This window comes from Bradyrhizobium sp. JHI2711, assembly GCF_056156565.1.
The window spans coordinates 37,765-61,890 of sequence record NZ_JBPZPT010000008.1 but is presented as its reverse complement, the minus strand read 5'-3'; the positions used below and the strand labels follow the sequence as shown (position 1 = coordinate 61,890).

The following is a 24,126-nucleotide window of genomic DNA, read 5'->3' as shown; positions in this document are numbered from 1 at the left end:
TGCTAACGCGAGGCAAACTGCGGCAGTCGCGTGATTTCGCTCAGATATTTGCCGTAGCCGCTCTTCTCCAATGGTTGAGCCAACGCTAGAAGTTGATCGCGATCAATGAAGCCAAGTCTGAACGCGACCTCCTCGAGGCACGCAATCTTCATTCCCTGCCGCTTCTCCAGGGTCTGGACGAACGTTCCTGCGTCGATGAGAGATTCGACCGTGCCAGTATCCAACCACGCAAATCCCCGCCCCATGCGTTCAACGTGGAGCGCATTGGCCGAAAGGTAACGCATCTGAAGATCGGTAATCTCGAGCTCGCCGCGCGCCGATGGCTCGACACGGCGAGCGTAGCGGACGACGCGGTTGTCGAAAAAATACAGCCCCGTGATTGCCCAGTTCGAAGCCGGCCGTTTGGGTTTCTCTTCGATCGACACGGGGCGGTCCGCTTCATCAAACGCGACCACGCCGTACCGTTCTGGGTCTCGCACGTGATAGGCAAAGACGGTTGCGCCTTCCGCGCGACCTGCCGCCCTGGCAAGCAACTCGCTCAGGCCATCGCCGAAGAAAATATTATCCCCAAGCACCATCGCCACGCGATCGCTTCCGATGAAATCGGCCCCGACAATGAACGCGTCTGCCAGACCAGCGGGGCGGGTTTGTTCGGCATAGCTAAGCTTGATCCCCCATTGGCTGCCGTCGCCTAGCAATCCCTCGAACTGACACCGATCCGACGGCGTGGTGATGATCAGAATTTCGCGGATCCCTGCCAGCATCAGCGTCGACAGGGGATAGTAGATCATGGGCTTGTCATAGATCGGAAGCAACTGCTTGCTGACCACTCGTGTGATCGGATAGAGGCGCGTTCCGCTGCCGCCAGCCAGCACGATTCCCTTCAGCATCGGTTTCTCCTTCTCCGACCAGCTGGTCCAGACAAGCTTGGAGTGAATGGCGCCAAGGCGCCAAGCGGATCCCGAACACGCGTTCGGCCTTGGATGAGTCCAGACGCGAGTTCAGAGGCCGGCGCGCAGCGGTCGGAAACTCCTCAGTCGTGATCGCCTCGAGCGCCCGAATCCGCGCTCCACGATGGGAACACTCGTGAAAGATTGCCTGCGCAAAATCGTACCAGCTTGCCTCGCCTTGGCCACCGAGATGAAAAATGCCGGCCGTGGCCCTGCGATCGTCGGTTAGTGATTGCTGAGCGATCCGAAGGACGGCTTCTGCGAGGTCGAACGCGTAAGTCGGGTTACCATGTTGGTCGCTGACAACCCTTACGACCTGCTGCGTCTCGCATAGCCGCAGCATCGTTCGGACGAAGTTGCTGCCATAGGGACTGTAAAGCCAGGAGCATCTGATCACGGTCGCGAGCGGGTGCGCTGCCAATACAGCAGCCTCCCCGGCAAGCTTGGATGCGCCGTAGACGTTCAACGGCGCCGGAATGTCGCTTTCGTCGTACGCCTCGGGTTTCGCACCGTCGAATACATAGTCGGTCGAGAGATGGATGAGCGGAATGTTCATTTGCCACGCGACATCCGCCAGCGCGGCCGCGCCATCGCGATTGATGCTGAAGGCCCTCGCCGCTTCAGCTTCGGCCTGATCTACCGCCGTATAGGCGGCCGTGTTGATGATCGCAGACGGCCCGATCGACGCAATGAGCTTGTCGATACCTTCCCGATTCTCTAGATCGAGTTCTGGGCGCCCGAGAGCCACCGCAGGCAAACCGCGCGTTGTGGCAAGATCACGAAGGCACATTGCCAGCTGACCATTCCGTCCGGCAAAGAGGATTGGTCGATCTGTCATCTCCACCTCAGTTTTGGGCGGCCAGGAGACCCAGACGCGAGCCGTCATAGACCCCACTACGAGCACGCTCCCACCAGGCGCGGTTCTTGAGATACCATCCGACGGTTTCGAACAGGCCGTGTTCGAAGGTTCTGATCGGTTTCCAGCCGAGCTCGCGATGTGCTTTCGATGCGTCTATTGCATAGCGGGCATCATGCCCGGGACGATCCGGCACGAACGTAATGAGAGAACGTCTGCACCCCGCGCCCGGAGATAAGCGATCCACAACGTCACAGATCCGGGTGACGACCTCCAGGTTGGATCGCTGGGCATCTCCGCCGAAGTTGTACTTCTCGCCGGGCCTTCCTTCGTGCAAAAGTCGTATCAAGCCCGCGGCATGATCATCGACGTGAAGCCAGTCGCGGATATTCCTTCCGTCGCCATAGACCGGCAGAGGCTTCCGGTCGATCGCATTGAGAATCGTCAGCGGGATGAGCTTTTCCGGAAACTGATACGGCCCGTAATTGTTCGAGCAGTTCGACACCATCACCGGCAGGCCGTAGGTCCGAAACCACGCGAGTGCGAGGTGGTCCGCGGCGGCCTTGCTCGCCGAATAGGGCGAGCTCGGCCTGTAGGGCGTATCCTCGCGAAATAGATCATCTGGTCCCAACGAGCCGTAGACTTCGTCTGTCGACACATGGATGAATCGGAAGTGCCTCCGCCTCGAAGCCGGTAGACGTTCGTAGTAGGCTCTGGCCGTCTCCAAGAGCGTGTAGGTGCCAACCACATTGGTATTGACGAAGGCGTCGGGTCCGTTGATGGAGCGGTCGACGTGGCTTTCGGCGGCCAGATGTATGATCGCGTCAGGCTCATAGTCAGCGAACGCAAGATCCATGGCCGCGCGATGGCAGATGTCGGATTGCAGGAACGCATAAGTCTCCAGCTTCTCGATGCTCGCGAGCGAAGCCAGATTGGCTGCATACGTCAACTTGTCTATGTTGATCACTGCGGCACCGGTCTGTAGCACCAAACGGCGACAGACCGCAGAACCGATAAAGCCCGCTCCGCCGGTCACCAAGATACGCATTCTACTCGTCTCCACTAGTCGAAAACGCAACCGAGCTGGCTGAGCGTAGGAAGAGTCTGATCCTTTGGCGACACATGGGCTTCTGAGGACGTCACGGGCCACTCGATCGCTAACCTTGGATCAGCCCAATAAACGCCACCGTCATGACTTGGGGCATAGACCTGGTCGACTTTGTATAAGACGACGGTCTTGGGCTGCAGCGTACAGAAGCCGTGCGCAAAGCCCTTCGGGATGAACACCTGCTCGCCGGTTTCACTATCCAGCTGTATCGCGATGTGCTTGCCGAAGCTGGGCGACGAACGCCGGAGGTCAACTGCAATATCGAGAATCGCCCCGCTCAACACCCGTATCAACTTCGCCTGGGCGAACGGCGGCCGCTGGAAGTGCAGGCCGCGCACCGTGCCGATCTGATCCGAGCTGGACTGATTGTCTTGAACAAAGTCATGGAGAATTCCCTTCTCTGCAAACGCTGATCGCTGGAAGGTCTCAGAGAAGTAACCGCGGGCGTCGGAAAACCGATCTGTGCGAATGACTTTGACATCAGGGATCGCCAAGGATCGCAGCTCCAACATTGGGTACCCTTCTGTCCGCTCTCAATTCGTTGAGGCGGACCATAATCCCCGTCGAGATTAATCTTCACGCTCACAATCAACCACGAAACCGTCGCACGATTTCGGCGAAAGCCGTTAGATCAGCCTGCAAGTCACGGAAATCTCAGGGCATTAGCAAACGCCCCTTTGAGCAAAGCCGCCACACCTGCATTTTTCATCTCCGCTTCGATTAATATATTGTCTATTTAATTTGGCAAGCAGGTTTTTATAAGGTATATAATTTCATACCATCTCGCAGATCGCTTTAAATGCCGCCTGCGGGCGGGCGGGCGCAATGTGACCAATCGTCGGACAGGTACGTGATGCTTCAGAACAATCTTCAACATGCGGATAGAATGCGGCTGCCGGTGAACGGACCGGCGCAACCCGCCCAGGCGGACGGTGGAGGGATCACCGACGTCATCAATTTCGGCATCGGGCTTCTACGGCGTCAGTATCTCGTAATCCTTGTTACCGCCGTACTCGCCACTGCGGCCAGCTTGCTCTATCTCCGTGTGGCTTCCCCAACCTATACGGCGCAGGTTCAGATCCTTTTGGCCAATCCCAGGCCTCAATTTGTCCAGCAGCAATCACTCCTCGCCGAGCCGGCCTTCGATCTCAGTCAAATCGAGACACAGCTTCAGCTCCTGAGATCAAAGGCCAATGCGGTTGCAGTAATTGACAAGTTGAAACTGGCCGAGGATCCGGACTTTAGTGCATCCGGCCTCTCTTTGCAGGCGCTCTGGCAACGAATTTGGCCATGGCCCTCGACTAGATCGAAGAAGGATGCGCCACCCGAGACGAATGGCGAACCATCGGACACTCTCGTAGACGCATTTCTCAGTCGGCTTTCCGCTGGACGTGTCGGGTACAGCCGGGTCATTGAGATCAGCTACAGCTCGAGCAACGCAGCTCGGGCCGCGGAGATCGTGAATGCGATAGCCGACACTTATGTTGCAGACCAGCTCAATGCAAAATTCGACGCCAATCGCAAGGCAACCAGTTGGCTGCAGGAGAGGCTACGTGATCTGGGGGACCAAGCCCTCGCCGCGCAACGTGCCGTCGACGTCTACAAGGCTCAGAACAACATTGTTTCTCTGGGTGGAAAGCCCATCGACGAGCAGCAGATCACGGAGATCAACAATCGATTGGCCGCCGCACGTGCTCAGACATCTGAAGCCACCGCCAAGTTGGCTCGTTATGAAACTCTCCTTGCCGTCGACCCGAAAAAGCCGTCCTCGATAGACAATCTGGATGCTATTGGAACGGATGCGCTTAACAGCCAGATTATTACCGGGCTACGCCAGCAATATCTGGAGCTCACCAGACGGGAGGCCGAGTTGGCCGCGAGGGTCGGTCGTGACCACTTGGCAGTCGTCAATATCCGAAACCGCGCGCGAGAGTTCCGCGTCTCCATTTTTGACGAGGTCAAGAGACTTGCCGAGGTCAGCCGAAGCGAATTCGAACTGGCCAAACAGCGCCAGGAAGAGATCGAAAAGCAATTATCCAAAGCCGTTTCGCAATCCCGTTCGGTCAATTCTGCTGAGCTGACCATCAAGGACTTGGAAAGCAAGGCAAAGGGCCTGCATAGCTTGTACGAGACCTTCCTTCAGCGCTACATGGGCTCTACACAGCAGGAGACGTTTCCCACCTCGGATACGCGGGTACTTTTTCCGGCTTCGCCGCCGGCGAGCAAGAGCAAGCCGAAAGCAAGGTTGATCCTGGCGTTTGGCATTCTCGGCGGTCTCGCGCTGGGCATCGGCTTGGCGCTCCTCAGAGACCTCATGGACCGCGTCTTTCGGACCTCTTCACAGGTGGAAACCGTACTGGAGTTGCCTTGTCTATCTTTGGTCCCGTTGTTGCCGGCCCGCAAATCTCCCAAACCACCAATCCGCCTTCAGAAGACCGATGATGATGTTCAGCGACGGATAGCCTCGTCTCCAACCGCAATTCATCAGACCGTGGTCGGGATGCCACTATCTCGATATACGGAGGCCATTCGTTCCATCAAGCTAGCGATCGACCACAACCCGGCGAAAATCTCTTCCCAGGTCGTCGGCATTACCTCTGCGTTACCGAATGAGGGGAAGACCACGATTGCAGCCTCGCTCGCACAGTTGATCGGGCACACCGGCAAAAGAGCTATCATCGTCGATTGCGACCTCAGGAATCCGTCACTAACCGGCATCTTCGCGCCCAAGGCGGCCTGCGGGATCATCGAAGTAGCAAACGGTAGCCGGTCGCTCGCCGAAGTTGTCTGGAGGGACCCGACGACCAATCTTGCATTTCTGCCCGCCGTGCGTCGCGGACCTTTGCTCCACACCAGCGAAATTCTTTGCGCGGACTCGATAAGCAAACTCTTCGACCGTTTACGAGCCGAGTATGACTACATCATCGTCGACCTTCCGCCCTTGACGCCGTTGGTGGATGTTCGAGCCACTTCATCCCTGATTGACTGCTACATTCTCGTTGTTGAATGGGGCCGGACCAAGATTGATGTCGTGCAACACGCACTGCACACGGCACCAAACGTTCACGAATCTCTGATTGGGGCAGTTCTCAGCAAGACCGATACCAAGGCGATGGCTCGATATGACGGTCATCGGAGCTACTATTACCATGATAGCCATTACATCCGTTATGGTCTTTCTGGCTCTTGAGGCTCGCTCATAGCGGCCTGCCCCTTTAGCTGGCCTGAGGGACCAGCGGAGTGACCGCACAACACCACGGGTGTTCACATGATGGTCCGGCTTGTCATATTGGCCGAGTTGGTGGCGATTGCCGCGGCGCTTGCAATGCCAGAAAGCCTGCAGGCCTGGGTATTGATATCGGTGGTACTCGCAACAGCGGCGCTAACGGTCGCGATCTTTCTACCTCCCTCCTCCCTCGGGCTTGCTAAACTGCTCCGTCCTAGTCTCGTCGTTGTACTCGCGGCTCCGGCGCTCTGGATGGCTTTGCAGGCGGTGCCGATGCCGATTGGCAAACTCGGCAATCCCATTTGGGCTACTGCATCGGCGACCTTAAACGAGCCCCTCGCCGAAAAAATCACAGTCGACACCACGGCGACCATGTTCTCGCTCGTGCAGTATTGCGCCGTGCTTGCTGCAGGTCTCACTGCAGCAGTCATCGCGCTTGACCGACATCGCGCAGCGCGACTGCTACATATTCTGCTGTCGATAGCCACAATCGTTACCGCCTTGTGGTTCGGCAGGGAAATAACCGGTGTGGCTGGGCCCGATGGCTCAACCGTCGCGGTGCTCGGTGTGTTGCTCTCCTGCGCAACGGCAATTCGTGCGGTCGATCAAATACTCCGACGCAGTCGGCCAGGAACAATTGCGCTAGGCCCTCTCCCTGCGTTGTCCGTCGCGACCATCGCATTGATTGTCTGTATGGCGGCGCTGCTCATTCGGGGCAACTCAACTGCACTCGTCTCGGCCCTCCTCGGCTCAGAAATCTTGCTCTCGGTGTTCGCGGTTCGCAGGTGGTTCCCGGGATTGTGGGGTACCGCTGGCGTCCTTGCGACTGCCACGATTGTCTTCATTGCCACGGCTACGGTCATTCCCTTCAGAACGAACACCGATCTGACGATCGTCTTGTCAATGAGCAGTCAGGCCGCGACAGAACGGATGCTGCAGGACGTCGCGCCGGCAGGATCCGGTGCGGGTGCTTCGACGGTACTTTTGCCGATTTATCAGGACGCCGGAGTTGGCGACTCGCCGGAAAGACCAACCGCCGCCGCCACGATCGTTATAGACATGGGGTGGGCTTTTCTCTGCGCGGTCGTGGTTGCTGCCTTGCTCTGCGCTTCTGTGCTGATCAGACGTGCTCTGTCGCGTGCTTACGATTACGTCTTCCCAGCGCTGGGCGCCGGTGCATTGATTGCAGTGACGATACTCGCGTTTTCCGATCATGGTATTCTGGGTTTAGGAGCATCGCTTCTGGTCGCTGCGCTTTTTGGGCTGGCGTTCGGTCAAAGCCTCTCCGACGCAGGACGTGACGCCATATCTTCTGAGCCGAAAGCGACGTCTGACCAAATTGCAGTTCAAGCACCTGCGCCTCGCCGAACGTTGACCCCAACGGTAGTCGCCATTTGGCCCCGCGTTAGCCTGATGGTACTTGGTATTGTGCTGATCGTGGAGGCAGCGTGGATGGCCCTTCCTGAGCGGTATCTCGGTGCAAGATCGTCTTTGCCGGCAGTTCTGTCGACTGCAGCAGCAGGGCCGAGCGCGATGTCGAAGACGATTTCCCTTGCGGCAGCGCGCAAAGATTTGTTGATCCGAGGGGAATCAACATTCAACCGGGATTCAGCTCTGGCTGCCGACGAACAAAGGACAGCTCCTCCCATGACTTCGGACGAGTTTGCCCGTGCATTGCGCTCTTCGCCACTCCGCGGCGACATTTGGCTCTTGCTCGCGGCGACGTCGAAGCACAGTTCGCCCCAGCCCAACACGGCAGCGATGCTCAGAATGTCATACTATACTGCGCCGAATGATTTGGACCTGCTTCCGTTGCGCGTATCGGTCGCACTCGCCGCAGATGTCATGGTGCGGGAGCCCGACCTGCGGGAATTGATCAAACGGGACGTCAGCCTCGTCGTTAGGCATCGCCCTGCCCTCAAGCCAGCCCTTGTGACCGCGTACCGGTCAGCCTCGGCTGATGGTAAGATCTATTTCGAAGGCCTGATTTCGGAACTCGATCCGACGTTCCTCGACCAGGTGCACGCGCAGAGTTCGCAAAGGGGTTCTCGATAACCTCAAGAGCCGCGCCTCAGCCCACGCCACGATCGCAGATCGGCGACAAAGGGGCGCACTCCATTAAATTTGCGGAACCCGGGTTTTTGCTTGATAAGCGCGATTAATTAATAAATAATTAAATATTAAATCGCAGAGCCCCCGGCACATGAATTTCGTGAACCGACATTTCCCCGATCGGGAGGTTACGGATCGCCTCAGTCCCGAACCGACGGTATTCCGCGAGCCCAAATGGCCCCTCCGTTATGACGCGATCGAGCACGTGGTGCTCGGTGCTGATGTTGCGACTATTCTGTTCGCCAGTCTCGTCTCTACATTGCTTTACCAAGCTCAGTATGGGCAAGCCGCGGCCAACTTGGTCAACGCCCTTGGCTTGGCGCTGGTTAGCGCAGCTTGTCTCGTTTGCCTGCTGAAGACCTACGGCCTTTATCAGCCGGTTGAGCTCCTCGTCCTCCGAAACCAGATGCGCGCGGTCTGTTTAGCTTGGATGTCTTCAGTACTTTTCATCTTGGCGGTGTACGGCTTCGCAATTCGCCCGGAGACCTCTCAGCACCCAGGCCTGCTCTTCGCGGTCTTGAGCCTGAGCTTACTTTTGGGCGAACGGTGGGGAGTCAAGGTGCTTCTCGGAAGGGCCCTGAGCGGCAGGAGGTTCGCCACTACAAACATTGTTCTGATCAGCGATCAACCATTGGCGAAGAACGTGGGATTGTCCGAGACCTTGTCGATGCACGGGTATCTCGTCAAGAAACGGTTCAGCTTGCCGCCGTTAGGCTTCGGTCCTGCCTGCCGAAGGCGGCTCACGACGCGCGTCATCGACTACATCCGCACTTGCCATCTTGATCAGGTGGTGGTGGAAGCTGAACCGGAGCGATGGCCCGAACTGCGAGCCTTTGTTGCCGATCTGCGCGTTTTGCCCTTCCCGATTATATTCGTGCCCGTTGGCACGACATCCGAATTGCTTCGACACCCCAAGCGGAGTCTTGGAAGCGCCGTTTGTGTAGAGCTCCAGCGTGGCCCCCTCACACCGCTGGAGTGCGCGATCAAGCGGACGATTGACGTTATCGGTGCGGGCCTCGCATTGGTGATGCTCGCCCCGCTGCTTGCGCTCACCGCGGTGGCGATCAAGTTAGATTCCCCGGGTCCTGTATTCTTTCGGCAGCAACGCTGTGGCTTTAACGGCCGAATCTTCTTGATCCGTAAATTCCGGACCATGCGTGTGCTCGAGGACGGGCCCGTAATCCTTCAGGCCAACCGCGCCGATCGACGCGTTACCCGCGTCGGCAAATGGCTGCGCCGAATGAGCTTCGATGAATTGCCGCAACTGCTAAACGTTCTCGATGGCAGCATGTCGCTCGTGGGCCCGCGTCCTCACGCCGTGGCTCACGACAGTGAATTTGACAAGCTTGTGCGAAACTACGCGCTTCGGCACCGGGTCAGGCCGGGATTAACTGGCTGGGCTCAAGTCCATGGCTGCCGGGGCGCCACTCCCACAGCAGTCATGGTCGAAACACGTGTCCAATATGATCTCTGGTACATCGACAACTGGAGTCTTGGGTTGGATCTCGCAATCCTCCTGCGAACTCCGGTAGAGGTCTTGCGAGGGCGCAATGCCTACTAGAGCACAGATCATGCGAGTAGCGCCTCTTATTGGCCCTTACACTCCTGCCAATTACCGATTAGTCACGCGCGCTGGCGAAGCTTCGGACTTGCTTCGCCAATGCGAAACTCTTCAATTCTCCGGCCAGACTTCATTGCGGCAACCAACCAGCGCGGCCGCTTACCACGTCCCGACCAGGTCTCGGCCGTCTGCGGATTCCGATATTTCGGCAGCACCCGAGGATATTTGCGTCTCGGCTTGCCGGTCGAAGACGCGCCTGCCGGGCTCGAATCCGCCAAAACAGCCATCCCGCCCCCAAGTGCCGCTAAGCGCTTTTCCAGCTCGTTCTTTTCCGCCTTGATCCGGTCAGACAGGATCCCGCTGATTTCCTCATGAAGCGACCAGAGATCGTCAAGGGACATCGCTTCTAACTCAAGTTTCTTAGCCGCCATGATCTCACCGTGTAGTTGCGCCCAACCCAATATTGCCTCTGTCGATATATTAATCAAGACAGAGAGCCCGATTATCCCAGAAGAATGTTTGGAACCGAACTGGAACTGGCGCTCCAGATAACTGGGTCCACGTTAATAATCAAGCCGGGAAAATGAGCGATCCGCACAATTTAACCGCGGACAAGAGATGCGCACATCTATTTGCTTAATCACCGCGCGGGAACTGCTCAAGCCCCATCAGAGATGGCATATGAGCCGATCCCGTCAGGGACCTGCCACGCCGCAGCATTAGATGCTGACGCGCCGGACTGCTTTTGTTAAGCCTCGGCTGGCCTACCGCCTTGCGGCCTCCCCAGAGACGCAAACGGCAGCTAATAATCCCAATATCCTTCAGCGCGCGCCGTCTGAGCTCGATTTGGAAGCTCAGGGCCCGGATATCGGACAACACGGTCGACGGAGCCGCAAACCGGCCGACTGAATCCTGAAGACGTTCAAGAGGATACTCGATCAAACCATGCCTCCTCTACGCATCTTCGCAAGATTCTTTGCCACCAAGATCAATTAATAAAATAATCGTCGCATTAATTATTAAATAATATATAATAGATTTATTGCATGGTCAATTTGAGCACTGATTTGGTCAAACATTCATTTGTCACTCGGACGAAGAATGGCTGGATGACGACGGGTCAGTCGAACGGTGTCGAGAAATGCTAATGCGAAGGCAAGATCTCGAAGCCATGGATTTTGAGGAACTTTGGCTCCTTCACGAGGAGCTGACAAAGATTCTCGCCGAAAAGATCACCGCCGAAAAGCGAGAGCTAGAAAAGCGTCTTGCGCAGCTCAACCAGCCGGATCAACTCGGCGGAGCTGAAAGCGGGGCGACTGAGGCGGGAACAGGCCAGCCGCCTCGTCGCAAATACCCGAAGGTCGTGCCGAAATACTTCAATCCGCTTCAGCCAACAGAGACTTGGTCCGGACGTGGTAAGCAGCCCCGCTGGCTCGTTGCCGCCCTGCAATCGGGCCACACGCTCGAGGAGTTCAAGATCCCCGAGAACGGTGAATCGTCAGAACGGAATGCTGGTGGTCGAGAGCATTCCTAGATGCGCGAAAGTCGGACACACCGCATTGAGCTGGGAATTTCCACCGTGCGTCCCGAGCGGCGAATTCCACCTCGAACAGGCGGCGGATCGAAAACCCGCTTGGCCAACCGACGCCTCAATCGCGAAAGCGATGACGTTCGCTGGCCTTAGACCTTGCCCGCACGAGCTGCGGTCGTCGCGTTCAAAAGAAGTCGTAAGGTGCTAGCTCTTGGCACAGTCCACAATCCCCGTCGGTTCGCCCCTGTTTTTGTCGAGACGATAGTTGCCTCTCTGCGGTAGTTTCTGAAGTCCAGAAGGCTCATCGCCAGGAGAGGCACGCGCGTAGCCGGAAAGCGTGCTTGCATCAACTGACGCATGAACTGCAGGCGAGGAATCAGTCGGGAGCGCAACGCGTGTGGAATATCGACGCCAAGCAGCTCGGCAACGGCGATCAGCTGGGTTTCAACCGCGTTCTTCATCAAGTCGCCCGAGACACGAGAGGTAAGCTTCTCCCAATCGACAGGCTCGGCTGAATGGCTTAGGTCGCGCAATTCAACAAGGTGCCGCAGGTCGAGGTCGCCGAGCCAATAACCATAGTCTTGAAACTGATCATGGATGATCAACATCAGCGCTTGGAAGGTTGGCGTGGGGATATATACGCGCGCCCGTCCGAGCGGCGCAGGAATACAATGGTTCAGCGCATGCCCGAAGTTCTGGTAGAGGTACGCAGGACCTGGAGCTGCCTGCTGCAGGTCGATCGACCCGACATCCTGGGGGCGATTCAGATCGGCATACCATCTATGGCTTTCGGGAGGGGTCTGGTTATGGATATCGTAACCAATTCCAGATAGCGCGGCGACTGCCGTTCTGGCCTCGTCCGGCATGACCATGATATCCAGATCGGACATTATCCGAACACCTCTTCGCGCCTCGGGCGCGGTCGCCAGTGTCGAAGCCCCCTTGAGTAGGACCGGCGTAATGCCATGACCGTTCAGCGCAACGACGGCCTCTTCGAGTTGAGCGACGAGGCGGTTATTGCGCAGCCCGTTTCGGCGGTGGATATGGCGAATATAGGCGCAGACGTCCTCCGGCAGCACCGACGCGAATTTGTCGACAAAGTCGATGAGCGCCGGCGTCGTCAGGGTCTGATTTGCGAGCCCGATGACTGAGGTCCACTCCATGTCGACAGGCGGCATGCCTCGCAAGCAATTGCAGAGGCTCCTGACCGCGCTGCTATGCCTTGCCATTGCACAGATCCACAAGCAGGCGCCGAGCCTCTCCGGCCTCGCAGTAGGTGAGTTGAAGCGATTGCGCACCCGCGACAATCCGCCTTAAAGCAAGAAAGCCAGTCTGCGACAGTCTACCATCGCTGGCGAATGCGTGCTCGATGAGCCGCCTTATCGAATCCAAACGAACTATTTCGGTTAGTTCGGTCGGACCGCTCGCGACCCGGTTCAAGAAGATGATCCAGCCTGCGGAGAAGCTTTCGTTCTGCGCATCAGGAATGGGTACGTACCGCACCCGAACGCCGTCGGAGCGGCAATGCGTCGCATCGTAGCGGTCGCCATGTAGTCGCGAGAGCAAGTCCCACGATCCTTCCTTGAGGGTGAGCGCAAACGGTACTCCGCAGATCGTTCCGTCACCGCCAACCAGCGCGACGTCATCGCCAGCGTACCGAAATCCGGCGTCCACCAGTTGCAATGTGAGGGTAGACTTTCCTGCTCCCGGATGGCCGCATAACAACAGGCCCATGCCGTCGTTCACGAGAGAAGCGGCATGAAGGGAGAACACCCAGCGAATGTTTCGAATAAGCCGCTCGGTGACGTGAGCTTTGATCGTAGGGGCTAGTGCATCGACTTCGCATCTGGAAATGCTGGAATCTTCTGCGCGCAAGAACACTTGTTCATCCAGCATCATTGCCTCGATCGCGATGTCGCCGTCGCCGCCGGCACTCTGGTCCGACACACTGAATGGCGACAGCAGCCGCCTCAAGAGGTCCGGATTTGCAGCCCGGATGTCTATTCTGTGGCGACCCAGATGAGCTGAGAAGGCGCAATCGGTCGGCATTCGCCAATCGACTTCGAGCAACGCTCGATCGACCCAGACATCTACGACCTGTCGCGTGAACTGGCGTGCCGTGTGCTCGTCAATGCCTTGCGCCGCAAGCCCCCGATAAATGTCTCCAAGCGAGGAGCCTTCCCCTAACTTGCACCAGATGAATGCCCCTACTCGGTCGAGTTCAAAAATCTTCTGCCCCGCTTCGCTGAAGATCATTGGTCGACCATCCAACAGCGCGAATACTGCATCCGGAGCCGGTCTCAATACTATCTCTGCCGACGATCTTTCCAGCACGGCTTCCACCAATGTGAACCATTCTGCCTCGCCTGTACCGGCGAGGCGGCGACAGCCTCCGGGATGCGATGTTGTCGCGGCACCGGACAAGCGGACCCGCCGCCACCTGCGAGACTCAATCTAGCCCGGTCTGCCGCGCCTGCGATTTCGTTCACCCGAACACACGCCACCGGTCCGGCTCGTTTGGACATGTCAATCCGGCTGGTCATGCCGCGAGCTGACCGTCCTTGCCCCCGTCTTGAGGAGAAATGTTCAACCCCTGCTCTCCCATGAGGCTCGGCCTGGCGATCGACCGATGAGCATCCAATAGGTACCGATAAGCTTCGCGATCGGCACTCCGTTCTCTTAGAATGCGTTCCTTCTCGCCAATGCTGACCAATTCTGCGCGCATCTGAGCCAGCTGCAGCGTCTCCGAGGTGAGGTTGTACTCGTTAAGAATTAATTCCCACATTGTCTCCTCCAGCCGAAGAAACCTGGACGAGTGTACCTTACGTGATCGGCAGCAATTAACCAACGAGATTTGCAGATTTTGCTTATAATCAAAATTTGTTTCATATTTGAACCTCGGGCGAGCATTCAATACCGTGACAAAGCGCAACCACGTGCCGAACCGACTTGAGAATGGTGGCCTGCAGAAGCCTACTAGAAAAGGGACTGACGTTTTTCGGTAATGCATCGCGCCGCGCAAAAATAAATCAGCCGAGAGTCGTAAATCAGACCGACAAGGCGAGTTTTAATTTGCACAAATAATAAAAAAGAGAATAGTTAATGGACTGCACCGAGGGGAGTGACACCAGTGATGCGGTTGGCTGATCTGTCCGTCGAGAGGAAATTGATGGTTTTGTCGCAGGGGGAACGTTCGACACGAAGTCGCGGGTATTTCGACATGACGGTTATTAGGCGCCTCCCAGAAGCGTTCGGTTGAGGTCGGACATTATTCAGAGTTGCGGCGAAAGCCCGCAGCTATCCCAAGAATTCGCCAAGCAAGAATCCGGTCGGTTGGAGAAGCGTCGTCACGAGCAAGCTGCCCTTTTGCTCGAACAACGACCCCAGGTGCGATGCCCCCCAAGTCACCCGCACCGACGAGAGCGCACTCCAGCCGGCCGGCCCTTTTTCTCGACAAATACGTGTTTCAGGGAGGCTCGTATGGGCATGATCATGGTCAAATGTCCGCAATCCGGCCGCGCGATTCCGACCGGCATCAAATCCGATCGTGAGACTTTCCTGCGAAGCATCGTGTTTTTCGGCAATACTCTTTGTCCGGACTGTCGGGCCAATCACAACTGGTTTGCCCGCGAGGCCTGGGTCGAGGAGCCGATCGTCAGAACAGTAGAGGTAGCTCGTACAGCGCCAACGTGCTGATGCAAATGACGCGCGCGCTTCGGAGAGTGTGTTGATATTCCCCTTCCGATAGCGCGTTGCTGTTGCAATGCATTGCAGCCATTTAGAATATTTTCGCGCATTGTCGTAAAACGAACCGACGCCCCCGGTGGCCATCGCTTAGACGTTGTTGGCACGTCGCCACAAATCCGAGCTTCCGTCACGAATTCGGCAAAGGCCTGTTTGGGGGTGTTGTAGTGAGTAGTGGGATTTCCAGCCTGGCTGTTCTGCGTGACACAAGAATCGAGCTCGTCAGCCTGCTGGCCCAATTGAGGCGGCTCCGCGAGAGAGTAAGAAGGGCGGAAGCACGGCGCTCGGGACAAAGACGACGATCATCGTCGGCATCGCGCGCCCGAGGCCGCCGAGCATGAGACATCGCACGCAAGGCATCCGCAGTTCAGGGGCAATTGTGACGACTATGCTCCCTGGAGTTGAAGGCCAGCATGGAATTGCAAGCGCTCTTCTGGATCCCCGTTAGTGTAGGACCGCTTCATCGATGCCCAACGGGCGAGGAGAACGATAACGAGCGACCGTATCGCCTCTTTCGTTCCCATTATGTTCTAGCTGGTATGTCTGACCGACCCGCGAGCTGGCGCATGCCAAACCCGCAACTGACAACCGTCCTCGCCAGGCACCTCCCGAGACCTGAACGTGTGCAACCTCTACTCGATGACGAAGAACGTGGACGCGATCCGCCGCTTGTTTGGCGAGCTCAACAGCAGCGTCGGCAACTGAGCATGCCAGGCATTTTCCCGGATTATCGCCCCCAATCGTCCGCAACGTGCCCGACAGGCGTGGGATCATTGCGGCCGGCTCTCCGCTGAAACTCATCATTACTTAGGATGGGGGGTGAAATCTTGAGGGCAACGAGCAAGCCACACAGTGAGCTTGCGTTCACTTTCGACGGCTCTTGCACACTCGTATTCACCGCCACGGTGGGCAACCCGCCAGCGATTTGCAAATTGTGGTGCGCTCGGAGGGACTCGAACCCCCACGGTGTTACCCACTGCCACCTCAAGGCAGCGCGTCTACCAGTTCCGCCACGAGCGCTAGGAGATGCCGGCCTGAGGTCGTTCGGGCGGCCGGATCAGCGGCGCCGATCTAACAAATCCATCAGGGGGATACAAGCCTGCAAAAGCCCTGAATTCCACAAGCTTGGCAGGAAAAACGCCGCCCTTCCCCAGGAGATCGGCCTTATAGGATACCCAGGCCGCTACCGCTTGCCCGGTCCCGTGTGACCGGGGGCCTACCGCGTCCCCGGCGAGCGCGGCAGCATCTGCTTGACCTCGACCGCGATTCTGTTGCGGTCGACCAGCACGACGCCGGAGGCGACCGGCAGATTATTGGCGAGCACCTTGACTTCGTCGGCCTCAGTTGCGTCCAGCTCGATGATGGCGCCGCGGGAAAGACGTAATACTTGATGGATCGGCATCGTGGTCGTCCCGAGGACGACCATGAGATCCACGGTGACTTTGTCGAGAGTGGGCACTGTCAGGACCGCCGCAACTTGAGACTTGGGACTTGGGACTCTTCATTTGCTCCAGAGATGATCACCACGTTATGGTTAGCCAATGGTTAATTCCGCTGAAAGCCACCGCCAAGACCTCGATTTGACGTCGTTTTCCGCCGCAGGCGGCGAAGTCGTCGAATGGCGGATTTCGGATGCCCCGGTGCCCTATCCGGAGGCCGTGGCCGCCATGGAGGCGCGTGTCGCGGCGATCGCCGCGGGCGAGGCCCCTGAACTGGTCTGGCTGCTGGAACATCCCCCGCTCTACACCTCCGGCACCTCGGGCAAGGAAAGCGACCTGCTCGATTCCCGATTCCCGACCTTCGCGACAGGGCGCGGCGGGCAGCTCACCTATCACGGACCCGGCCAGCGCGTGGCCTACGTCATGCTCGACCTCAAGCGCCGCCGGCCGGACGTGCGGGCCTATGTCGCGAGCCTGGAAGAGCTGATCCTGAAGACGCTCGCCGCCTTCAACGTCCGCGGCGAGCGGCGCGAGGACCGGGTCGGCGTCTGGGTCAGGCGGCCCGACAAGGGACCTGGACACGAAGACAAGATCGCGGCGATCGGCGTCCGCCTGAAGCGCTGGGTCTCGTTTCACGGCATCGCCATTAATGTCGAGCCGGAGCTGTCGCATTTCGCCGGCATCGTGCCCTGCGGCGTCGTCGACCCCCGTTACGGCGTCACCTCGCTGGTCGATCTCGGCCAGCTCGTGACCATGGCCGACGTCGACATCGCGCTCAGGCAGGCGTTCGAAGAGCTGTTCGGACCGACCCGCGCGCTGCTGCCGGAAGCGGCAGTCTAATACTTTTTTTGTTGAGCCGACCGCGCCGCTCTCCGCCCGTCGCGGAATCAGCTACGCTTCATTTCGGTGCCGCCCACGCCTCCTCCCTCCGCCGGGAAAGCAGACCTCATGCCGGGCGAGTTGATCATCGGCCGACTGTTCGAGCGCCAGGCATAAGGAGGGGTTGCGATCCATGCTCGCAATGGGAGGTTTTGACGATGAAACTGTCTGCGCCCATCTACCATCTGAAGCGCAAGGCCAGGCGCCTGTCCCGCGAGGCCGGCATTCCGCTCCACGACGCGCTTGACCGCATCGCTGCGACGGAGGGCTTTTCCGCCTGGAGCATGCTCGCGGCGAAAGCAGCCGCACTGACGGCGGCGAGCAAACTGTTCGCGCAGTTCCGGCCGGGCGATTTGGTGCTGGTCGGGGCCCGTCCCGGCCAGGGCAAGACGTTGATGAGCCTCGAACTTGCCGTCGAAGCCATGAAGTCCGGCCATCGCGCCGCATTCTTCTCACTGGAGTACACCGAGCGAGATGTGTTGGACCGCCTCCGTGCGATCGGCGTGGAGCCCACACAGTTCGACAAGCTGTTCGAGGTGGATTGCTCGGACGCAATCAGCGCCGATTACATCGTCAAGCAGATGGAAGCGGCGCCGCGCGGCACCTTCGTCGTGATCGACTATCTGCAACTGCTCGATCAGAGGCGGGAAAACCCCGACCTGACGGTGCAGGTGCGGGCGCTGAGGTCGTTCGCGCGCGACACGGGGCTGATCCTCGTCTTCATCTCGCAGATCGATCGATCCTATGATCCCGCAGCGAAGCCCTGCCCCGATCTCAGCGATGTCCGCCTGCCCAACCCGCTGGACCTGACGCTGTTCGACAAAACATGCTTCATCAACAAAGCCGAAGTGCAATTCCGCGCGGCGAGCTGATGGCTGCAGGCCGCGGGTGAGACGGCTCACCCGCGGCCTCTCGCATCACGCCGCCTGCAGCGAAACCTCGAGCTTGCCTGCGATGTAGCGTCGCTCCTGGGTCAGGCCGCCGAAGCCGTAGGCGTCGCCCTTGACCTCGTCGACATGCAGGTAGGTCTCGGGATGCAGCGGGCCCAGGATCTCGGCCATGCGCTTGAACATGGCGGCGAGATAGGTTGCCTTCTCGTCCTTGGTGTTGGTGCCCTCGGTGACGTGGATGTCGATCCAGTAGCTCGCGAGCTTCTGCTCGGCGAGCGACTTGCCGCCAGCGAACCAGTCGCCTGCCTCGACCGACTTCACGATGATCGCGGTCACCTTGGGATCCTTGTGCAGGATACTTGCTGTGAGCTCGGATACCGCGCTCGCGATATCGGCCTTCAGCGAGGGGGACTGGCGGGACGTGGTGTAAGATACGGTGATCAGGGGCATTGTCGTTCTCCTCGATAAGCTGCGCAAGTTGCGCGGCGTTGGAGGAGAAACTAGACCTGTCGCTGTCATTTTGGTATCTTATCTATCCTGATATCAGTGATAATGGTTTATAATGAACCCCACACTCGACATCGCCACCGTCCAGGCCTTCCTTCTGGTCGCCGACCTTCAGAGCTTCACCCGCGCCGCCGAAGCGCTCGGCACGACGCAGGCCGCCGTCAGTCTCAAGCTGCAGCGGCTGGAGACATTGCTGGACAAGCGCCTCGTCGAGCGCTCGCCGCGCGCAGTCCGCCTTACCGCCGATGGCGCCGCGTTCCTCGATCGCGCCCGCGCGTTGATGACGGCACACGATCTCGCGCTGTCGGGCGACGCGCCGGCCGCGCAGTCGCTCTCGCTCGGCATCTCCGATCACGCCGCTGGCCCCGAATTGGTGCCGCTACTTGAGCGCCTGCACGCCATGTCGTCCAACCTCACCCTCGCCGTCACCATCGGCTTCTCGCGCGAGATGCAGGATGCCTACGATGCGGGCGAGCTCGATGCGGTGATCGTGCGCCAGGAAGGCAGCCGCCGCGGCGGCGAAAAATTGGCCGAGGACGAGTTCGGCTGGTTCGCCGCACGCCGCTTCACCCTGCCGAAAGGGGAGCCGTTGCCGCTCGCAACGCTCGCCCCGCCCTGTGGCGTCCGCGCCGTCGCCGTGCGCGCGCTCGACAAGGCCGGCATCTCCTGGCGCGAGCGCTTCGTCGGCGGCGGCGTCACCGCGGTGGTCGCGGCCGCGCTAGCGGGGCTTGCGATCGCGCCGCTGGCGCGACGGATCGCGCCTTCCGGCCTGGTCGATATCGGCCCAGCGCACAAGCTGCCGAAGCTCGGCAGCTCGAAGGTGATGCTGCATTCGAAGGTCAGCGATCCTGCGAAACTCGCGGCGCTGCGTGCGGTGGCGGCGACATTTCGGAGTGTGGCGCCGACCTGAACGCTCACAGGATCGCCTCGAACGCGCTGCGCAGCGTCTCGTGGCGGAACACGAAACCGCGGCTCAGCGCCTTGTTCGGCAGCACGCGCTGGCCGCCGAGCAGAAGCTCGTCGGCAAAGCCGCCGCCGATCCGGCGCAGCAGGCCGCCGGGAATGCGGAACACGACGGGCCGGTGCAGGCGGCGGCCGAGCTCTTCGGTGAATTTCGCGTTGGTGACGGGGATCGGCGCCGTGGCGTTGACGGGACCCGACAGATCCGGCGTCGCGATCAGATAGGCGATCAGCCGGATCAGATCGTCGCGCTCGATCCAGGACATCCACTGCCGCCCGGTGCCGAGCGGGCCGCCGAGGCCGAACTCGAATGGCGTCAACATGCGCGTGACGAAGCCGCCTTCCGTGCCGAGCACGAGGCCGATGCGCAAATACACCACGCGCACGCCGAGCTCCTCCGCCGGCCGCGCCGTTGTCTCCCAGGCCGCGCACAGCTCGTGGCTGAAGCAGGCATGCGACTTTGCCGATTCCGTCAGCACCTGGTCGGCCCAAAGGCCGTACCAGCCGATCGCCGAGCCGCTGATCAGCACCTCGGGCTTGCGCGCGAGCCGCGCGATCAGCTTGACGATCTCGCCGGTCGTGTCGATGCGCGAGCCGATGATCTTCGCACGCTTCGCGTCGGTCCACAGGCCGTTGCCGATCGGCTCACCCGCGAGATTGACGACGGCGTCGATTGGCGTGTCCGCGGCGAGCTGGTCGAGGCTGGTGATCAGCGTCACCGGCGGCGGCAGCATCTCGGCTTTCGCGGGATTGCGGATCAGCGCGATGACGTGATGCCCTGCCCCGCTAAGGCCTGCCGCAAGCCGGCTGCCGATGAAGCCGGTGGCGCCAGTGACTAGCACGGTCTTGCGGCCGCGTAGCTTCTCGACAAGCCCGGCTGCGGGCACGCTCTTCATGCGACCGAGCCGCCGCACCGCCGCGAAATCCCTGAGGCCGCACAGTGCCGCGCCAAATGCGCAGGCGGTCGCGGCGATGCTGAGCAGGCCCTGATAGACGACGATCACGCTGACGGGCTGCATCGCCCAGGCGATTAGCACGGGTATCAACAGCACCAGAATGGCGCCGTAATTGATCGCAAGCAGCGTGTGATTGATGCGCTCGCTCGGCGGCAGTTTGCGGCTGAGGTCCTCCTCGATGAAATCCATCAAGGTGATGACGATCTCGGCGACCAGCACCGCGACGATCAACAGCGCCAGCACGCCGTGAACCTCGAGCCAGCCGAGCACCAGGAACAGCAGCGCATAGAGCATGTTGCGGATGCCGTGCAGCTTCAGCTCGAAGCGCTGCGACGGTCGCCAGGCCAGGCGCTCGGTGAATTCGTGGTGATAGAAGGTGTCGAACACGCCCATCATGATCTGGATGGCGATGAGTGTCCACAGCAGCGGCGTCATGATACGGCCTCCCTGAACCAGACGGACTGATGGATCAGCGCACCGTGACGCGGGTGAGTGACATCCAAGCTGAAGCGGAAGGCGCCCTCGCCGAGATCTCGATGTGTCACGATGAGCTCGCCCGGCGTCAGCCAGCCCGGCAGCGGAAGCCACAGCCGTCCAAGCTGGAGGCCATAGCCGGCGCTGCGAAAGATCAGTACCTGATCCTCGACCGCGATGCGCAGCGCCATCGACACGCCGAAGCCGACATATTCCTCGAGCCCGGTCGGACCGGCGAAACGCTTGGCGGAATGGATCACCTGCGGAAAGCCGCGCTTGCGCGCGCAGATGCGCGTCCAGGTCTGGCCGGTCGCGCCGTCCTCGGTGACCGTGACGATCATGGGCACACCGATATCGCGGCCGGTCGGCAACGGTCCGCCGATCAGGCGTGCGGCCTGCGCAAACCACCAGCCGAAATCGCTGAAGGCGATCTCGTCGACCACGCCGACATAGACGATACTGTCGCCGTCGGCGACCCGTTTCGAGAAGCGCCCCAGGTGGCGAGCGGCAAGCGGCCCCAATCCTCGTCCGACAGCAGCGTGCGGAAACGCCGGTCGTCGAGCAGACTTACGTGAGCGGAGGTCGATGCGTTGGAGCCCGATAGTCTTGCCGACGTCATCGCAACCTCCTCGATGCTATTTGACCTTGCCGATCGGCAGCAGGTTGGCGATCTTCTCGCCAAGCCGCATCAATGCGACCAGCCGCGGCCGCGGCACTTTCAGCATCTGCATGAACCAGTGGTCGGCGAGCTCGGTGAACGCCAGCATCTCCTTCAGGCGCTTGGCTGCAACGGGACTGATGCCGGGATCGTCCGTGGCATCGGACACGCAGGCGCGAAGCGCAGCGATCGCCGGGTCGATCTCCCGCTCCTTGCGCCGCGCCGCGATCCTCGCGGCGATCTCCCAGATGTCGGTCTCGGCCTCGTAATGGTCGCGGCGGTCGCCCAGGATCGGCACCCGCCGGATCAGGTTCCAGGCGAGCAGCTCCTTCAGCGAGTTGGAGACGTTGGACCGTGCCAAGCCGAGCGTCTCGGCGATGTCCTCGGCCGTCATCGGCGCCTCGGCGAGATAAAGCAGCCCATGAATCTGGCTGACCGAGCGGTTCACTCCCCACTCGTCCCCCATGTCGCCCCAGTGCAGGATGAAGCGCTCAACGGCCGCAGGGAGTTTCTTCTTTCCGGTCATTTCTGTCATAACAGAAATCTCTGACGAACTCGCTTTCTTGTCAAGACGCCTTGCATGCGGCCCGTCAGTCCTGCCTAAAAATGTCCCACAGCGCGGGAACCATCCCGCAATTGCTGCGTTTGTTCCCGTCGAGGCGGGGTCCGGAATGGCCGAAAAGTTCAGTCAACAGAGAGACCTGTTCGAGAGCGAGCGCAGTTTCCGGCTGTTAGTTGAGGGGGTTGCCGACTACGCCTTGTACATGCTCGACCCTAACGGGATCATCACGAGCTGGAACATCGGCGGCGAACGCATCAAGGGTTATTCCCCCGAGGAGATCCTCGGCCAGCATTTTTCCCGTTTCTACACCGAAACCGACCGCGCCAACGGCAAGCCGGCGCGGGCGCTCGGCATCGCGCGGGAAAAAGGCCGATACGAGGAGGAAGGCTGGCGCGTCCGCAAGGACGGCACGTTCTTCTGGGCGAGCGTCGTGATCGACCCGATCTACGAGGACGGCAGGCTGATCGGCTTCGCCAAGATCACACGCGACATCACAGAGCGCCGCAATGCCCAGCTCAAGCTCGAGGCGATGCAGAAGCAGTTGGCCGAGTCGCAGAAATTCGATGCGCTGGGGCAGCTCACCGGAGGGGTCGCCCACGACTTCAACAATCTTCTGATGATCATCAGCGGCAGCCTGCACATCCTGAAGAAAGGCGCCGCAGACGATCCCAAGCTCGAGCGCGCCATCTCGGCGATCGACACCGCGACCAAGCGCGGCGCAGCGCTGACCAACCAGCTTCTCACCTTCGCGCGTCGGCAAAGCGTCAACCCGCAGGCGATCGATTTTGCCGACCGCGTCGCGGCGATCCGCGAGGTGCTCGACGCGGGCGTCGGCAGCTCCGTGCGTCTCGCTTTCGACATCCACTCCGACACCTGGCCGATCAAGGCCGACGTCTCCGAGCTCGAGACCGCGCTGCTCAATCTCGTCATCAATGCCCGCGACGCGATGCCGGACGGCGGCACGGTGACGATAGGTGCGCGCAATCTCGCGCTGAACGAGGCGCCCCTCGTCGGCGATTTCGTCGCAATCGACGTCCGCGATACCGGGCTCGGAATTCCTTCCGACGTTCTCGACAAGATCTTCGAGCCGTTCTTCACGACCAAGCCGATCGGAAAAGGCACGGGCCTCGGCCTTTCGCAGGTCCACGGCTTCGCCCACCAGGCCGGCGGCACGGTGAAGGTCGCGAGCGAGCTCGGCCAGGGCACGACATTCACCATCGTCCTGCCGCGCGGCAACGCTATGCCGTCGCGGGAGGTACCGGAAGCGGCGTTCCGCGGCAGCGGCACGGTGCTGCTGGTCGAGGACAATCCCGATGTCGCGCTGGTCAGCATCGGTCTTCTGGAGCAGCTCGGCTACCGGGTGCGCCGTGTCGCCGATGCAGAAGCGGCATTGCGTGAGATCGAGAGCGATGGCGTCGACTTCGTGTTCTCGGACATTGTCATGCCCGGCAAGATGGACGGCCTCAGCCTCGCCCATCACCTCCGTCAGATCCGTCCTGGCCTGCCGATCCTGCTCGCCACCGGCTACAGCGAGGTCGCCGCCGGCGTCCGCGGCGATTTCCCGATTCTGCGCAAGCCTTATGAGATCCACGAGCTGAGCGAGGCGATCGCGAAATTGCCGAGGTGAATGTTCACCGCTTACCAAGGCCAACTCGCCGTCATGGCCGGGCTTGTCCCGGCCATCCACGCCTGGACACGGGCACCAAGAACGTG

The 24,126-nt window shown here is 59.8% G+C and carries 21 protein-coding genes, 1 tRNA gene and 1 pseudogene; 9 read left to right on the top strand and 14 right to left on the bottom strand.

Going from position 1 to position 24,126, the window contains the following annotated elements:
• Window positions 1-2: 2 nt before the first annotated feature.
• From rfbA to rfbC, 4 genes are read right to left on the bottom strand one after another with little or no spacing between them, the layout of a single operon-like run.
• Window positions 3-890, bottom strand: a complete 888-nt coding sequence (gene rfbA / locus ACTEK7_RS34670) for a glucose-1-phosphate thymidylyltransferase RfbA (protein ID WP_109143414.1) — start codon at window positions 888-890, stop codon at window positions 3-5.
• Window positions 799-1,788, bottom strand: a complete 990-nt coding sequence (rfbD, locus tag ACTEK7_RS34665; protein WP_225139924.1) for a dTDP-4-dehydrorhamnose reductase — start codon at window positions 1,786-1,788, stop codon at window positions 799-801. The genes rfbA and rfbD overlap by 92 nt, the downstream gene beginning before the upstream one ends.
• Before the next feature lie 7 nt (window positions 1,789-1,795).
• Window positions 1,796-2,854, bottom strand: a complete 1,059-nt coding sequence (gene rfbB / locus ACTEK7_RS34660) for a dTDP-glucose 4,6-dehydratase (RefSeq protein ID WP_036029219.1) — start codon at window positions 2,852-2,854, stop codon at window positions 1,796-1,798.
• Window positions 2,855-2,868: 14 nt separating this feature from the next.
• Window positions 2,869-3,426 (bottom strand): dTDP-4-dehydrorhamnose 3,5-epimerase, encoded by a 558-nt coding sequence (rfbC, locus tag ACTEK7_RS34655; protein WP_036029165.1) that lies wholly within the window; start codon window positions 3,424-3,426, stop codon window positions 2,869-2,871.
• A gap of 341 nt (window positions 3,427-3,767) precedes the next feature.
• Between rfbC and ACTEK7_RS34650 the strand changes: the two genes are divergently transcribed.
• The 3 genes from ACTEK7_RS34650 to ACTEK7_RS34640 all read left to right on the top strand — a co-directional run bounded on the left by ACTEK7_RS34650 (window position 3,768) and on the right by ACTEK7_RS34640 (window position 9,813).
• The gene (locus tag ACTEK7_RS34650) at window positions 3,768-6,104 is read left to right on the top strand and encodes an AAA family ATPase (protein WP_225139955.1); all 2,337 of its coding nucleotides are present in this window, start codon (window positions 3,768-3,770) and stop codon (window positions 6,102-6,104) included.
• Between the two features lie 78 nt (window positions 6,105-6,182).
• On the top strand, window positions 6,183-8,195 hold the full coding sequence (locus tag ACTEK7_RS34645) for a hypothetical protein (protein ID WP_225147625.1): 2,013 nt from the start codon (window positions 6,183-6,185) through the stop codon (window positions 8,193-8,195).
• A 148-nt stretch (window positions 8,196-8,343) separates the two neighbouring features.
• Window positions 8,344-9,813 (top strand): exopolysaccharide biosynthesis polyprenyl glycosylphosphotransferase, encoded by a 1,470-nt coding sequence (locus ACTEK7_RS34640; RefSeq protein ID WP_225147626.1) that lies wholly within the window; start codon window positions 8,344-8,346, stop codon window positions 9,811-9,813.
• 62 nt (window positions 9,814-9,875) lie between these two features.
• Here the strand turns inward: ACTEK7_RS34640 and ACTEK7_RS34635 are convergent, their stop codons facing one another.
• Complete coding sequence (locus ACTEK7_RS34635; protein ID WP_036013596.1) at window positions 9,876-10,244, bottom strand: H-NS histone family protein; 369 nt, start codon at window positions 10,242-10,244, stop codon at window positions 9,876-9,878.
• 716 nt (window positions 10,245-10,960) lie between these two features.
• Between ACTEK7_RS34635 and ACTEK7_RS34630 the strand changes: the two genes are divergently transcribed.
• Window positions 10,961-11,347 (top strand): H-NS histone family protein, encoded by a 387-nt coding sequence (locus ACTEK7_RS34630; protein ID WP_081493007.1) that lies wholly within the window; start codon window positions 10,961-10,963, stop codon window positions 11,345-11,347.
• 146 nt (window positions 11,348-11,493) lie between these two features.
• On the opposite strand, the gene ACTEK7_RS34625 is transcribed toward ACTEK7_RS34630, so the two are convergent.
• The 3 genes from ACTEK7_RS34625 to ACTEK7_RS34615 form a co-directional block, all read right to left on the bottom strand.
• The gene (locus ACTEK7_RS34625; protein ID WP_050996056.1) at window positions 11,494-12,522 is read right to left on the bottom strand and encodes a nucleotidyltransferase family protein; all 1,029 of its coding nucleotides are present in this window, start codon (window positions 12,520-12,522) and stop codon (window positions 11,494-11,496) included.
• Between the two features lie 37 nt (window positions 12,523-12,559).
• Window positions 12,560-13,600, bottom strand: a complete 1,041-nt coding sequence (locus ACTEK7_RS34620; protein WP_225147627.1) for a PqqD family peptide modification chaperone — start codon at window positions 13,598-13,600, stop codon at window positions 12,560-12,562.
• A gap of 283 nt (window positions 13,601-13,883) precedes the next feature.
• Window positions 13,884-14,129 (bottom strand): hypothetical protein, encoded by a 246-nt coding sequence (locus ACTEK7_RS34615; protein ID WP_036013565.1) that lies wholly within the window; start codon window positions 14,127-14,129, stop codon window positions 13,884-13,886.
• A gap of 695 nt (window positions 14,130-14,824) precedes the next feature.
• On the opposite strand from ACTEK7_RS34615, the gene ACTEK7_RS34610 reads away from it, so the two are divergent.
• Complete coding sequence (locus ACTEK7_RS34610; RefSeq protein ID WP_074448160.1) at window positions 14,825-15,040, top strand: hypothetical protein; 216 nt, start codon at window positions 14,825-14,827, stop codon at window positions 15,038-15,040.
• A gap of 983 nt (window positions 15,041-16,023) precedes the next feature.
• On the opposite strand, the gene ACTEK7_RS34605 is transcribed toward ACTEK7_RS34610, so the two are convergent.
• Both ACTEK7_RS34605 and ACTEK7_RS34600 read right to left on the bottom strand, forming a co-directional pair.
• Window positions 16,024-16,108 (bottom strand) — tRNA-Leu (locus ACTEK7_RS34605).
• Window positions 16,109-16,304: 196 nt separating this feature from the next.
• Window positions 16,305-16,547 carry a FliM/FliN family flagellar motor switch protein gene (locus ACTEK7_RS34600; RefSeq protein WP_018647371.1) on the bottom strand — a complete coding sequence of 81 codons (243 nt, stop codon included), beginning with the start codon at window positions 16,545-16,547 and terminating at the stop codon, window positions 16,305-16,307.
• A gap of 82 nt (window positions 16,548-16,629) precedes the next feature.
• Between ACTEK7_RS34600 and lipB the strand changes: the two genes are divergently transcribed.
• Complete coding sequence (gene lipB, locus ACTEK7_RS34595; RefSeq protein WP_225147628.1) at window positions 16,630-17,367, top strand: lipoyl(octanoyl) transferase LipB; 738 nt, start codon at window positions 16,630-16,632, stop codon at window positions 17,365-17,367.
• 197 nt (window positions 17,368-17,564) lie between these two features.
• Window positions 17,565-18,278 carry a DNA helicase gene (locus tag ACTEK7_RS34590; RefSeq protein WP_225147629.1) on the top strand — a complete coding sequence of 238 codons (714 nt, stop codon included), beginning with the start codon at window positions 17,565-17,567 and terminating at the stop codon, window positions 18,276-18,278.
• Between the two features lie 45 nt (window positions 18,279-18,323).
• Here ACTEK7_RS34590 and ACTEK7_RS34585 read toward each other — a convergent pair whose 3' ends face one another.
• Window positions 18,324-18,746 carry a tautomerase family protein gene (locus ACTEK7_RS34585; RefSeq protein ID WP_036029153.1) on the bottom strand — a complete coding sequence of 141 codons (423 nt, stop codon included), beginning with the start codon at window positions 18,744-18,746 and terminating at the stop codon, window positions 18,324-18,326.
• Window positions 18,747-18,858: 112 nt separating this feature from the next.
• Here ACTEK7_RS34585 and ACTEK7_RS34580 point away from each other — a divergent pair, with 112 nt between their 5' ends.
• The gene (locus tag ACTEK7_RS34580; RefSeq protein WP_225147630.1) at window positions 18,859-19,713 is read left to right on the top strand and encodes a LysR family transcriptional regulator; all 855 of its coding nucleotides are present in this window, start codon (window positions 18,859-18,861) and stop codon (window positions 19,711-19,713) included.
• A 4-nt stretch (window positions 19,714-19,717) separates the two neighbouring features.
• On the opposite strand, the gene ACTEK7_RS34575 is transcribed toward ACTEK7_RS34580, so the two are convergent.
• The 3 genes and pseudogenes from ACTEK7_RS34575 to ACTEK7_RS34565 all read right to left on the bottom strand — a co-directional run bounded on the left by ACTEK7_RS34575 (window position 19,718) and on the right by ACTEK7_RS34565 (window position 22,386).
• Window positions 19,718-21,154 carry a TIGR01777 family oxidoreductase gene (locus tag ACTEK7_RS34575; protein ID WP_225147631.1) on the bottom strand — a complete coding sequence of 479 codons (1,437 nt, stop codon included), beginning with the start codon at window positions 21,152-21,154 and terminating at the stop codon, window positions 19,718-19,720.
• Window positions 21,151-21,812 (bottom strand): annotated as a pseudogene (locus ACTEK7_RS34570) (DUF4166 domain-containing protein). Before ACTEK7_RS34570 ends, ACTEK7_RS34575 begins: the two are co-directional and overlap by 4 nt.
• Window positions 21,813-21,828: 16 nt before the next feature.
• On the bottom strand, window positions 21,829-22,386 hold the full coding sequence (locus tag ACTEK7_RS34565) for a GbsR/MarR family transcriptional regulator (RefSeq protein WP_225147633.1): 558 nt from the start codon (window positions 22,384-22,386) through the stop codon (window positions 21,829-21,831).
• A gap of 136 nt (window positions 22,387-22,522) precedes the next feature.
• Between ACTEK7_RS34565 and ACTEK7_RS34560 the strand changes: the two genes are divergently transcribed.
• On the top strand, window positions 22,523-24,040 hold the full coding sequence (locus tag ACTEK7_RS34560; protein WP_225147634.1) for a PAS domain-containing sensor histidine kinase: 1,518 nt from the start codon (window positions 22,523-22,525) through the stop codon (window positions 24,038-24,040).
• The last annotated feature ends 86 nt before the right edge of the window (window positions 24,041-24,126 follow it).

Excerpts from the sequence above, each read along its gene's own strand:
- rfbA (WP_109143414.1), bottom strand. The coding sequence starts at position 890 with ATGCTGAAGGGAATCGTGCTGGCTGGCGGCAGCGGAACGCGCCTCTAT.
- rfbD (WP_225139924.1), bottom strand. The coding sequence starts at position 1,788 with ATGACAGATCGACCAATCCTCTTTGCCGGACGGAATGGTCAGCTGGCA.
- rfbB (WP_036029219.1), bottom strand. The coding sequence starts at position 2,854 with ATGCGTATCTTGGTGACCGGCGGAGCGGGCTTTATCGGTTCTGCGGTC.
- rfbC (WP_036029165.1), bottom strand. The coding sequence starts at position 3,426 with ATGTTGGAGCTGCGATCCTTGGCGATCCCTGATGTCAAAGTCATTCGC.
- ACTEK7_RS34650 (WP_225139955.1), top strand. The coding sequence starts at position 3,768 with ATGCTTCAGAACAATCTTCAACATGCGGATAGAATGCGGCTGCCGGTG.
- ACTEK7_RS34645 (WP_225147625.1), top strand. The coding sequence starts at position 6,183 with ATGATGGTCCGGCTTGTCATATTGGCCGAGTTGGTGGCGATTGCCGCG.
- ACTEK7_RS34640 (WP_225147626.1), top strand. The coding sequence starts at position 8,344 with ATGAATTTCGTGAACCGACATTTCCCCGATCGGGAGGTTACGGATCGC.
- ACTEK7_RS34635 (WP_036013596.1), bottom strand. The coding sequence starts at position 10,244 with ATGGCGGCTAAGAAACTTGAGTTAGAAGCGATGTCCCTTGACGATCTC.
- ACTEK7_RS34630 (WP_081493007.1), top strand. The coding sequence starts at position 10,961 with ATGCGAAGGCAAGATCTCGAAGCCATGGATTTTGAGGAACTTTGGCTC.
- ACTEK7_RS34625 (WP_050996056.1), bottom strand. The coding sequence starts at position 12,522 with ATGCCGCCTGTCGACATGGAGTGGACCTCAGTCATCGGGCTCGCAAAT.
- ACTEK7_RS34620 (WP_225147627.1), bottom strand. The coding sequence starts at position 13,600 with ATGATCTTCAGCGAAGCGGGGCAGAAGATTTTTGAACTCGACCGAGTA.
- ACTEK7_RS34615 (WP_036013565.1), bottom strand. The coding sequence starts at position 14,129 with ATGTGGGAATTAATTCTTAACGAGTACAACCTCACCTCGGAGACGCTG.
- ACTEK7_RS34610 (WP_074448160.1), top strand. The coding sequence starts at position 14,825 with ATGGGCATGATCATGGTCAAATGTCCGCAATCCGGCCGCGCGATTCCG.
- lipB (WP_225147628.1), top strand. The coding sequence starts at position 16,630 with ATGGTTAATTCCGCTGAAAGCCACCGCCAAGACCTCGATTTGACGTCG.
- ACTEK7_RS34590 (WP_225147629.1), top strand. The coding sequence starts at position 17,565 with ATGAAACTGTCTGCGCCCATCTACCATCTGAAGCGCAAGGCCAGGCGC.
- ACTEK7_RS34585 (WP_036029153.1), bottom strand. The coding sequence starts at position 18,746 with ATGCCCCTGATCACCGTATCTTACACCACGTCCCGCCAGTCCCCCTCG.
- ACTEK7_RS34580 (WP_225147630.1), top strand. The coding sequence starts at position 18,859 with ATGAACCCCACACTCGACATCGCCACCGTCCAGGCCTTCCTTCTGGTC.
- ACTEK7_RS34575 (WP_225147631.1), bottom strand. The coding sequence starts at position 21,154 with ATGACGCCGCTGCTGTGGACACTCATCGCCATCCAGATCATGATGGGC.
- ACTEK7_RS34565 (WP_225147633.1), bottom strand. The coding sequence starts at position 22,386 with ATGACAGAAATGACCGGAAAGAAGAAACTCCCTGCGGCCGTTGAGCGC.
- ACTEK7_RS34560 (WP_225147634.1), top strand. The coding sequence starts at position 22,523 with ATGGCCGAAAAGTTCAGTCAACAGAGAGACCTGTTCGAGAGCGAGCGC.